General features: G+C 38.1%; 10 protein-coding genes. 3 read left to right on the top strand and 7 right to left on the bottom strand.

Going from position 1 to position 8,843, the window contains the following annotated elements; genetic code table 11:
• Window positions 1-48 precede the first annotated feature (48 nt).
• Together HUN22_RS13330 and HUN22_RS13325 are read left to right on the top strand one after the other, a co-directional pair.
• Window positions 49-1,479 (top strand): formylglycine-generating enzyme family protein, encoded by a 1,431-nt coding sequence (locus tag HUN22_RS13330; RefSeq protein ID WP_174730247.1) that lies wholly within the window; start codon window positions 49-51, stop codon window positions 1,477-1,479.
• 151 nt (window positions 1,480-1,630) lie between these two features.
• Entirely contained in the window at window positions 1,631-3,091 is a 1,461-nt protein-coding gene (locus HUN22_RS13325; protein ID WP_174730244.1) for an aminoacyl-histidine dipeptidase, read from the top strand.
• 46 nt (window positions 3,092-3,137) lie between these two features.
• Here the strand turns inward: HUN22_RS13325 and HUN22_RS13320 are convergent, their stop codons facing one another.
• Together HUN22_RS13320 and HUN22_RS13315 are read right to left on the bottom strand one after the other, a co-directional pair.
• On the bottom strand, window positions 3,138-4,094 hold the full coding sequence (locus HUN22_RS13320; protein ID WP_174730242.1) for a ribonuclease Z: 957 nt from the start codon (window positions 4,092-4,094) through the stop codon (window positions 3,138-3,140).
• Between the two features lie 195 nt (window positions 4,095-4,289).
• Window positions 4,290-4,922, bottom strand: a complete 633-nt coding sequence (locus HUN22_RS13315) for an alpha/beta hydrolase (protein WP_174730239.1) — start codon at window positions 4,920-4,922, stop codon at window positions 4,290-4,292.
• A gap of 125 nt (window positions 4,923-5,047) precedes the next feature.
• Here HUN22_RS13315 and yaaA point away from each other — a divergent pair, with 125 nt between their 5' ends.
• Window positions 5,048-5,827 (top strand): peroxide stress protein YaaA, encoded by a 780-nt coding sequence (gene yaaA, locus HUN22_RS13310; protein WP_174730236.1) that lies wholly within the window; start codon window positions 5,048-5,050, stop codon window positions 5,825-5,827.
• Window positions 5,828-6,025: 198 nt separating this feature from the next.
• On the opposite strand, the gene HUN22_RS13305 is transcribed toward yaaA, so the two are convergent.
• From HUN22_RS13305 to HUN22_RS13285, 5 genes are all read right to left on the bottom strand, one after another.
• Complete coding sequence (locus HUN22_RS13305) at window positions 6,026-6,811, bottom strand: thiazole synthase (protein ID WP_001154366.1); 786 nt, start codon at window positions 6,809-6,811, stop codon at window positions 6,026-6,028.
• A 13-nt stretch (window positions 6,812-6,824) separates the two neighbouring features.
• Window positions 6,825-7,022 carry a sulfur carrier protein ThiS gene (thiS, locus tag HUN22_RS13300; RefSeq protein ID WP_174730233.1) on the bottom strand — a complete coding sequence of 66 codons (198 nt, stop codon included), beginning with the start codon at window positions 7,020-7,022 and terminating at the stop codon, window positions 6,825-6,827.
• 13 nt (window positions 7,023-7,035) lie between these two features.
• Window positions 7,036-7,401, bottom strand: coding sequence for a DUF423 domain-containing protein (locus HUN22_RS13295; RefSeq protein ID WP_174730230.1), 366 nt, complete (start codon window positions 7,399-7,401; stop codon window positions 7,036-7,038).
• Window positions 7,402-7,511: 110 nt separating this feature from the next.
• Window positions 7,512-8,378: an RNA polymerase sigma factor RpoH gene (gene rpoH, locus HUN22_RS13290; RefSeq protein WP_174730227.1), complete on the bottom strand. Its 867-nt coding sequence runs from the start codon at window positions 8,376-8,378 to the stop codon at window positions 7,512-7,514.
• Between the two features lie 133 nt (window positions 8,379-8,511).
• The gene (locus HUN22_RS13285) at window positions 8,512-8,757 is read right to left on the bottom strand and encodes a sulfurtransferase TusA family protein (protein WP_174730224.1); all 246 of its coding nucleotides are present in this window, start codon (window positions 8,755-8,757) and stop codon (window positions 8,512-8,514) included.
• Window positions 8,758-8,843: the final 86 nt, after the last annotated feature.

Below are 8,843 nucleotides of genomic sequence, written 5' to 3'. Positions count from 1 at the left end.
ACTACTCAATTTCCTCTTCTTATTTATATTATTTTACAGAGAATTAACATGAACATAATTTCCAGTAATTATTCAAAAGGCTTTGGTATATTGATTATCTCCTTATTATCAGCGTGTAATAGTGATGATAAAGATACAACCATAAATTCAACGAATCAGAAGTTGTTAGAAGAAACTATTGTTTCCTTGGAGAATCTTAAGCAAAATCTAGTATGGCAAGAAAATCAGTGTGATAGTGTCTATTCTAAAGTTATCAGTGAGGCAGCAATTGCTCAAAAATCAGCGGCAGAACTAAGAGCCAATATCGCTAGTTCAAATAATTTAGGAGTTTTTCTTGATAATCAAATTATTCCGAAATTAGCTCAGCTTACCGATGAGTCAACTGTATTAAGAGCGAGGTGTAATGCTCCAGATTATGATGGAACAGGCGTAAGTATTGAACGATCTGCCATGCTAAGGGAAATGTTAAGTGAATGGCAAGGAACAATTAATTTATTAATTCGTCAAATCAATAACCCGCCAAATATGAATCCTGAAATTAAATTAGCGTCATTAACAAATACCAATATTGATCAATTAACACTAGCAAAGTCTAAATTCAAAGATTGTTCAGATAGTTTTTGTCCAGAAATGACGGTTATTCCAGCTGGTAGCTTTTTAATGGGCGGAAATATAAATGAGCAAGAGCAACAGAATGTACCGGCTCAATCTCGACCATATGAATTACCTCAACATTTAGTACAAGTCGAAAAACCATTTGCAATGTCAACTTATGAAACAACAATTGCTGAGTTTCAGGCTTTCCAAAAGGAAACTGGATGGGAAGTCGAGGGATGCCGTAATTGGGAAACACGCAATGGTGTCTTTAATATGTGGTATCGAGATGACTTAAATCCGAATAATTCGGGTATGAATCAAACATCTCAGGATCCTGTTGTATGTGTACGTCGTGAAGATGGAAGAGAATTTGCGAAATGGTTATCTAAAAAAACAGGTCAGACCTACCGTTTACCAACAGAAGTTGAGTGGGAATATGCGGCGCGTGCTGGAACGACAACAGCATATTATTGGGGAGATGACCTTAATCTTGACCAAGCTTGTAAATACGCAAATGTATTAGATCCATCTACAGCGGCAGCATTACCCCAAACCAGTGGTTGGAGTCTATTTAAATGCACGGATGGTTATGCATTTACGTCACCAGTCGGGAAGTTTTTACCAAACAATTTTGGTTTATATGATATGAGTGCCAACGCACGAGAATGGGTGGATGACTGCTGGCATTCAAATTATGAAAATGCTCCTAGTGTGAATCGTCGTTGGGGTGAAGAAAATAATGGACAGTGTAATTTCCCCGTTTTACGTGGAGGAGCATGGATATATAACACTTATAACGTGCGAACTGCTTATCGTAATGCGTATGTAACTTCACAAGCTCGTTCAATTATGTGGGGATTCCGTTTAGTTCGCGAAATTTAGCTTTGATTTTTATACCTAATATATTCTACATTTAAAGTCATTTTTTTAATTTATCAGCGTCGATTTTAATAAAAAGCTAAAACTGCGCTGATAAATTCTTATCTTTCAATAAACCTACGTTTATTAAGAATATTTGTGAGAGTATAAATATATGGTGCCATTTGATTTTTCGAACTTATCTCCTCAAGTGGTTTGGCAGCATTTTCAAACACTTTGCACTATTCCTCGTCCCTCAAAGCACGAACAGCAGCTTCGTGAGTTTTTAAGAAACTGGGCTGAAAGTCGAAATTTAGAAACTTACGTAGATGAAGTTGGTAATTTAATTATCCGTAAGAATGCGACTGATGGTAAAGAACATGTAGCTGGGATCATTCTCCAAGGTCATTTAGATATGGTCACGCAGGTTAACACTGGCACTGTACATGACTTCTTTAAAGACCCGATCCGTCCAGTGCTTGAGAATGGTTGGCTAATTGCCAAAGACACCACTTTAGGCGCTGATAATGGCATAGGGGTGGCTTTAGCTTTGGCAGTTTTAGACTCAAATGATATTGCTCATGGGCCAATTGAAGTTCTTTTAACAGTTGACGAAGAAGCAGGGATGAGTGGTGCGCGGCTTTTACAGGCCGGTGTGCTAAAAGGAAAATGGTTATTTAATATTGATACGGAAGAGTGGGGTGAATTATATCTGGGTTGTGCTGGCAGTATTGATGTTGAAGTTGAGCAACCACTTACTTATGAACCAATTCCTGAAAATTTGACGGTCGTGAATATTCAGGTTTCGGGCCTTAAAGGTGGTCACTCTGGCGTAGATATTCATTTAGGACGTGGCAATGCCAACGTTATTTTAGCCCGCTTTTTAAATCAGCATTTAGCAAAGCTTGGTGGACGTCTTGCTGAGTTTACTGGTGGTACAGCTCGTAATGCTTTACCGCGAGAAGCACTGGCAACCATTGCAATTTCGTCTAACCAATTACCCGAATTAGAAAAAATACTTGCTGAATATCAAACAACATGGAAAAACCAATTACAGGGTATTGATGACAACCTGCAATTAACACTTCAACCCAATAGTGCTGAAGTAACTGAAGTGATTACTCAACAACAGCAAAATGAATGGTTGCAAGCTTTGGCAACAAGTCCTTATGGCGTTGCAAGTATGAGTCAGGCTCTGCCAGACGTAGTTGAGACTTCAAATAATATTGGGGTCGTAAAACTAAATCGAGAGGGTGGAAAAGCTGTCTTAATGGTTCGCTCAATGGTGAATCAAGAAGCTCAAGATTTTGCAGAAAAAATTCAGACACATTTTAGTCAATTTAATATCGGCTCTACACTAACACCATTAGTTTCAGGTTGGACCCCAAACCCTGACTCAGCCGCTTTAAAGTGCTTACAGCAAGCCTATCAAAAGGCATTTAACATTGAGCCAAATCTTAAAGTAATTCATGCGGGCTTGGAATGTGGAATTATTGCCGAGCACTATCCAGATTTACAGATGGTATCGTTTGGACCAGATATTCAGGGTGCACATGCACCTGGTGAACGAGTCAAAGTGGATACCGTAGAAAAATGCTGGAAGTTGTTGGTAACAGCGTTAGCCTCTGTAGAGTAATTTTTTATAAATAAGAAGCTCAGATGAGCTTCTTAAACTTTTACTTTTACTCGACTTTTAAAAGCTGTCCAGCTTCATTTAAAGTAAATTCATCAAAATCATTCGCTAAATAAAAATGACCTTTATAAAATTGGCGAACTTCTTCGGTAATAGCTTGCTGCCCAATTTTATCCTGATGCCTAGGACTAAAATGTGTCAGAATTAAATTACTTAAAGATTGCTGTTCCGCAAACTCAGCGACCATTTTTGCTGAGCTATGCATTGGTCCTTTACCAACTTTATCCAAAACCGTTTGTAAATAAGTCGATTCATGAATAAGTAATTGAGCATCTTTGCAAGCATCTGCTAATAGTTCAGGTTGATCATTATCACCACCTATAACTGCGTGGATTTGCTGATTCTGAACTTTGATAAAGTCTTTCGATTTTAAAATTCGTCCTTCAAACTCAACATCATAACCTCGTTTTAAATGTCCCCAGATATCGCCTTTGGGTACACCAAGCTGAGTTAAAGTTTGGATATCTAACTTCTTCTGTATAGATTTTATATAAATACTAAAGGCAAAACTTGGGACACGATGGCTAAGAGGATGGGCCTGAACAATAAACTCATCAGAGATCTGCTGAGACTGTATTGCCTCATTAACATCGATAAAATTGATGGGATAGGGCAAATATAAATCTGTAAGTTGCGCTGTAATTTCAAACCATTGCTGTATTTCTTTCGGTGCAATTACGGTTAGTGGTTTGGTACGAGCATTCATGCCTGCACTTGCTAATAAGCCAACTAGACCGTAACAATGGTCGCCGTGAACGTGTGTAATACAAATAGCTATTAGGTTTTGTAAGGATAGCCTAGCTTGTTGAATACGATGCTGTGTACCTTCACCAGCATCAATTAAAATCCAGTCCTTATTTCTACTGTTACGAGCCGCTAATCCTGAAACATTACGTGTCAGAGTGGGTACACCTGAAGATGTGCCTAAAAAAGTAAAATGAAGCATATTGTTGGAATTTTTTAGTCAAATGCGTAAAGTTATTATAGACACTTATTAAAATTTTATAAGAATCAGGGTAAACGATAGTAACCAAGTAAAAAATATTTAGCCCGTTTTGGTTTAAGTTTGAATAATTTTTAGTAATTACAGAGCTCATAAAATGATGGACATAGACTCAATCTATGCCCATCAAGTTACCGTTTATTTCATGATAATAAAGCGTGTAATGATTTGGCGAAGCTGCTTTAAATAGCCTGTAAAGAAGTGGTTGGCACCTGGTAAAATTGTGATTGGATGCTTTTGTGGTTTTGCCCATTCAATCGCATCTGAAAGTAAAGTAATATCATCTTGCTCACCATGAATGAGTAGAATATCACCTTGAATTTCAGGTGTTTTATAGTGACGTAAACCTACTACAGTAGCTGTTGGTAAACCACATAAAATTAACTGTACAGGTCGTAATTCAGGTTCAAGCTGTGCAAAGCATTTTGCTAAAACATGTGAGCCAAAGCTAAAACCACCTGCATAAAATGGTAGGTCTTCATGAAGCTTACGGACATGTTCAATTACAGCTAAGATATCTTCGGTTTCACCATGGCCTTCATCATGAACGCCTTCACTGCCGCCTAAACCACGGAAACTAGGACGGTAAACAATACAACCATATTCATTAAAAATTTGGGTTAAAAGGGCAGGGACTTTATGTTGAGGGGTTCCACCTTGCAATGGGTGCGGATGACAAACAACCGCAAAGCCTTTGATTTCACCTTCAGGGCGGTCAACGAAAAGTTCAATTTTACCTACTGGACCCTGGATGAAAGTTTGCTCAGACATATAAGAACCGCTAAATAACAATACGTAGTACTATTTTACCGATAGTCGTCATTGAAAACACGAGTTAGCATTAAAAAATATCTACTGTTATAGTTGGTATTAAGAATAATTTTTTCAGGTTATGTATGCTTGCTTTAATTTCTCCTGCAAAAACTTTAGATTATGAATCAGCTTTACCTACAGATGAGTTCACTCAGCCTCGCTTGTTAGAAAACTCAGCACAATTAATTGATGTTTGTCGCAAACTTTCTGCTTCTGAAATTGCGAGTTTAATGAGTGTGAGTGAAAAAATTGCCACACTAAATGCAGATCGTTTTAGAGACTGGAATCCCGAATTTGATTTCTCAAATGCTCGCCAAGCAATTTATGCATTTAAGGGGGATGTTTATACTGGTTTAGATGCTTATCATTTGAAAAACAAAGATATAGATTTTGCGCAGCAACATTTACGTATGTTGTCTGGTCTATACGGCTTATTGCGTCCTTTAGACTTAATGATGCCTTATCGTTTAGAAATGGGTACTAAATTAAAAAATACTCGCGGACATAATTTGTATGAATTCTGGGGTGACATTATCACGAACCAGATTAATGAAGACTTGGCAACAATTAAATCTGAATTACTTGTAAATCTAGCTTCAGATGAATATTACAAATCTGTCAATGAGAAGAAAATTAAGGCTGAAATCGTGAAGCCTGTTTTTCTTGATCAGAAAAATGGCAAATATAAAGTCATTAGTTTTTATGCGAAAAAAGCACGCGGTTTAATGGCTCGTTTTATTATTGAAAACCAATTAAATAAAGCTGAAGACATCAAAGCGTTTAATACCGAGGGTTACTACTTTGATGCTGATAACTCATCGGCAAAAGAGTTAGTGTTTAAACGCGATGAGCAAGTGGCTTAGTCTTACTCAACGTAAATTCTCGTAAACGATGACTATCGTGAGGTGGCAGGGATGCCACCGTTTCGCTGTATTACATGGATGTAATATCAGCGAAACAGAAGATTTTTGTTACTTTTCATCTTTGAAAAGTAAAATGCCTATACAAGTCGCATGGGCGTTATAACGGCAATTAAAGGCTGTGTTATCACAAGAAATAAATTACTTAAAGAAATAACCTGTTTCTGGCGAGCTTGCATTTGCCATACGTTTGCGTGGCATACGACCAGCTAAAAATGCTTCACGTCCTGCTTCAACAGCTTTTTTCATTGCAGAAGCCATCAAAATAGGATTTTGCGCAGCTGCAATTGCAGTGTTCATCAATACGCCATCACAACCAAGTTCCATTGCAATTGCGGCATCACTTGCTGTACCAACACCTGCATCTACTAACACAGGAACTTTCGCATTTTCTTTAATAATTGAAATAGTGTGTGGGTTTAAAATACCTAAACCTGAACCAATCAGACTGCCTAATGGCATAATCGCAACACAGCCCATACTTTCAAGTTCTTGAGCGATGATCGGATCATCAGAGGTATAGACCATGATTTCAAAACCATCGTCAATCAAAGTTCGAGCTGCTTTTAAAGTCTCGGTTACATTTGGATATAACGTCTTTTCATCGCCTAGAACTTCAAGTTTTACTAGGTTATGACCATCGAGTAGCTCACGCGCTAGCATACAAGTGCGAACTGCGCTATCAGCATCAAAACAACCTGCGGTATTTGGCAAGATGGTATATTTTTCTGGTGGAATAACTGAGAGTAAGTTCGGTTGATCCGGATTTTGTCCAATATTCACACGGCGAATTGCGACAGTTACGATTTCTGCACCACTGGCTTGAATAGCTAAATCCGTTTCATTTAAGTCTTTATATTTTCCAGTTCCAACCAATAAACGAGATTGAAAAGAACGTGAACCAATAATGAGAGGGGTGTCTTGCATGGATAACTCCGACTTAGCCGCCGCCAACAGCGTGAATAATTTCGATACGGTCATGTTGAGCAATAGAAATTTGCTCTAATTTGCTTTTAGAAACGATTTGCTGGTTGTGTTCGACAGCAAAGCGTTTTTCTTCAAGTGCCAGTTCCTGAATGAGTTGCAACAGGTTTTGACAAGGCGTGTCCGTTAATTCGCCATTTAAATAAATTTGCATGATCACATTCCGATTATTTTGCGTATTTGAAAGCATTCCAAGCCAAGACTAGCCATCCCGCAATCATTAAAGCTCCACCGATTGGCGTAATAGCACCTAATATTCGTGGTAAACCTAGCGCCATGATATAAAGCGAACCACAAAAAAATAGAATACCAATCTGGATAAGTAGAAAAGATAACTTGATTGGGAATTGAGGAAGAACCTTACTTAAAATACCAAGCGCTAATAAACCTAATGCATGATAAAAAAAGTAGTCGGTTGCAGTCTGCCACCAAGCAAGTTGCTCAGGACCTGCGTGAGCTTTAAGACCATGTGCTCCAAAAGCACCCAACATGACTGCAAAGGCGAGATTAAGGGCCGAAATGGCGATCCACATAACAAAAAACGCAACTGAATAATGAAAGGCAACGTTAACATAGATTGGGTTGGCTAAACATAGCCAGATAAAACAAAAGGGCGATTCGCCCTTTTATTTTTTCATTTAATTTAGCTTGCTGACATGGCGATTTTAATCTTTTCCATCGCATTCTTTTCAAGCTGACGAATACGCTCTGCCGAAACATTGTATTCAGCTGCTAACTCGTGAAGAGTAGATTTGTCATCATCTAACCAGCGGCGTTGTAAAATATTACGTGAACGGTCATCTAACTGGTCCATTGCATCATGCAGGGCAGAAGTACTTTGCTCTTCCCAGTCTTCATTTTCGACTAAACGAGCAGGGTCGTAGCGGTTATCTTCAAGATACAATGCAGGGGCAGTATGTGGTGTGTCGTCATCATCATCGCCTTGCGCTTCAAAAGCAGCATCATAGGCAGTTAAACGACCTTCCATTTCCAGAACTTGTTCTGGAGTTACATTTAAGTCATTAGCAATCGATTGAGCTTCTTCGAGCGTTAATTTTTTACTCGATTTTTTTAGGCTACGTAAATTGAAAAATAATTTACGTTGAGCTTTTGTCGTTGCAATTTTGACAATACGCCAGTTGCGAATAACATATTCGTGAATTTCTGCCTTAATCCAGTGGACGGCAAAAGATACTAGACGAACGCCCATATTTGGGTCGAAACGTTTCACGGCTTTCATTAAGCCTAAATTACCTTCTTGAATAAGGTCGCCTTGTGGTAGGCCATAACCTGCATAGCTGCGCGCAATATGAACGACAAAGCGTAAATGCGACATTACCAGCATTTTTGCGGCATCAAGATCTTGGTCATAATAATAACGCTCAGCAAGTTCTTTTTCTTGCTCGGCCGTTAAAATAGGAATCTGATTGACAGTACTGATATATGCACCAAGGTTTACACCGGGCGCAGACAATGACAGGGGCATCAATTGATTGCTGCTGTCACTCATGAGTTCTCCTTATAGGATCGAATGGAATAACCAATAAATTCATCTTAATTTGAATCAGCTTCATAATTAAGGAAAATTGGGTATAGAAATGTAAAATTTTATGCAATTTCTAATCTTTTAGTTTAGCAAAGAATTATTGAGTTTCAATTAAATAGTGAAATTCACTTTCTGATATGTGTGTAGTTTGACACATAAAATGATGTAAACCACAGTAACGAGTTACATCAATTTCACTGTGAGGATCTGACGATTTTAATAAAAATTGTTGTTTACCTGACGCTTTCTTAAGTTCACGCTTTAGCATTAACAATGGCATTGGACAAGGCTGTCCAAGGGCATTAATTTCAATCGGTGCTGTATTAGAGGAAGTATTGCTCATTCATCATCAAAACAACTAAAAAAAATATTCTAACAAATTTTTACTAAATGCAGCATATTTTATGGAACTGGATACGGATAATTTCT

It is taken from the genome of Acinetobacter lactucae (genome assembly GCF_013344765.1).
Lineage (GTDB): Bacteria > Pseudomonadota > Gammaproteobacteria > Pseudomonadales > Moraxellaceae > Acinetobacter > Acinetobacter lactucae_A.
Note: the sequence above shows the minus strand (reverse complement) of the source record. Positions and strands in the feature narration are given on the sequence as shown.

What these genes read in the sequence shown, in the direction of transcription:
- HUN22_RS13305 (WP_001154366.1), bottom strand. Translation starts at nt 6,811, where the DNA reads ATGCAAGACACCCCTCTCATTATTGGTTCACGTTCTTTTCAATCTCGT.
- HUN22_RS13330 (WP_174730247.1), top strand. Translation starts at nt 49, where the DNA reads ATGAACATAATTTCCAGTAATTATTCAAAAGGCTTTGGTATATTGATT.
- HUN22_RS13320 (WP_174730242.1), bottom strand. Translation starts at nt 4,094, where the DNA reads ATGCTTCATTTTACTTTTTTAGGCACATCTTCAGGTGTACCCACTCTG.
- rpoH (WP_174730227.1), bottom strand. Translation starts at nt 8,378, where the DNA reads ATGAGTGACAGCAGCAATCAATTGATGCCCCTGTCATTGTCTGCGCCC.
- thiS (WP_174730233.1), bottom strand. Translation starts at nt 7,022, where the DNA reads ATGCAAATTTATTTAAATGGCGAATTAACGGACACGCCTTGTCAAAAC.
- HUN22_RS13285 (WP_174730224.1), bottom strand. Translation starts at nt 8,757, where the DNA reads ATGAGCAATACTTCCTCTAATACAGCACCGATTGAAATTAATGCCCTT.
- yaaA (WP_174730236.1), top strand. Translation starts at nt 5,048, where the DNA reads ATGCTTGCTTTAATTTCTCCTGCAAAAACTTTAGATTATGAATCAGCT.
- HUN22_RS13295 (WP_174730230.1), bottom strand. Translation starts at nt 7,401, where the DNA reads ATGTGGATCGCCATTTCGGCCCTTAATCTCGCCTTTGCAGTCATGTTG.
- HUN22_RS13315 (WP_174730239.1), bottom strand. Translation starts at nt 4,922, where the DNA reads ATGTCTGAGCAAACTTTCATCCAGGGTCCAGTAGGTAAAATTGAACTT.
- HUN22_RS13325 (WP_174730244.1), top strand. Translation starts at nt 1,631, where the DNA reads ATGGTGCCATTTGATTTTTCGAACTTATCTCCTCAAGTGGTTTGGCAG.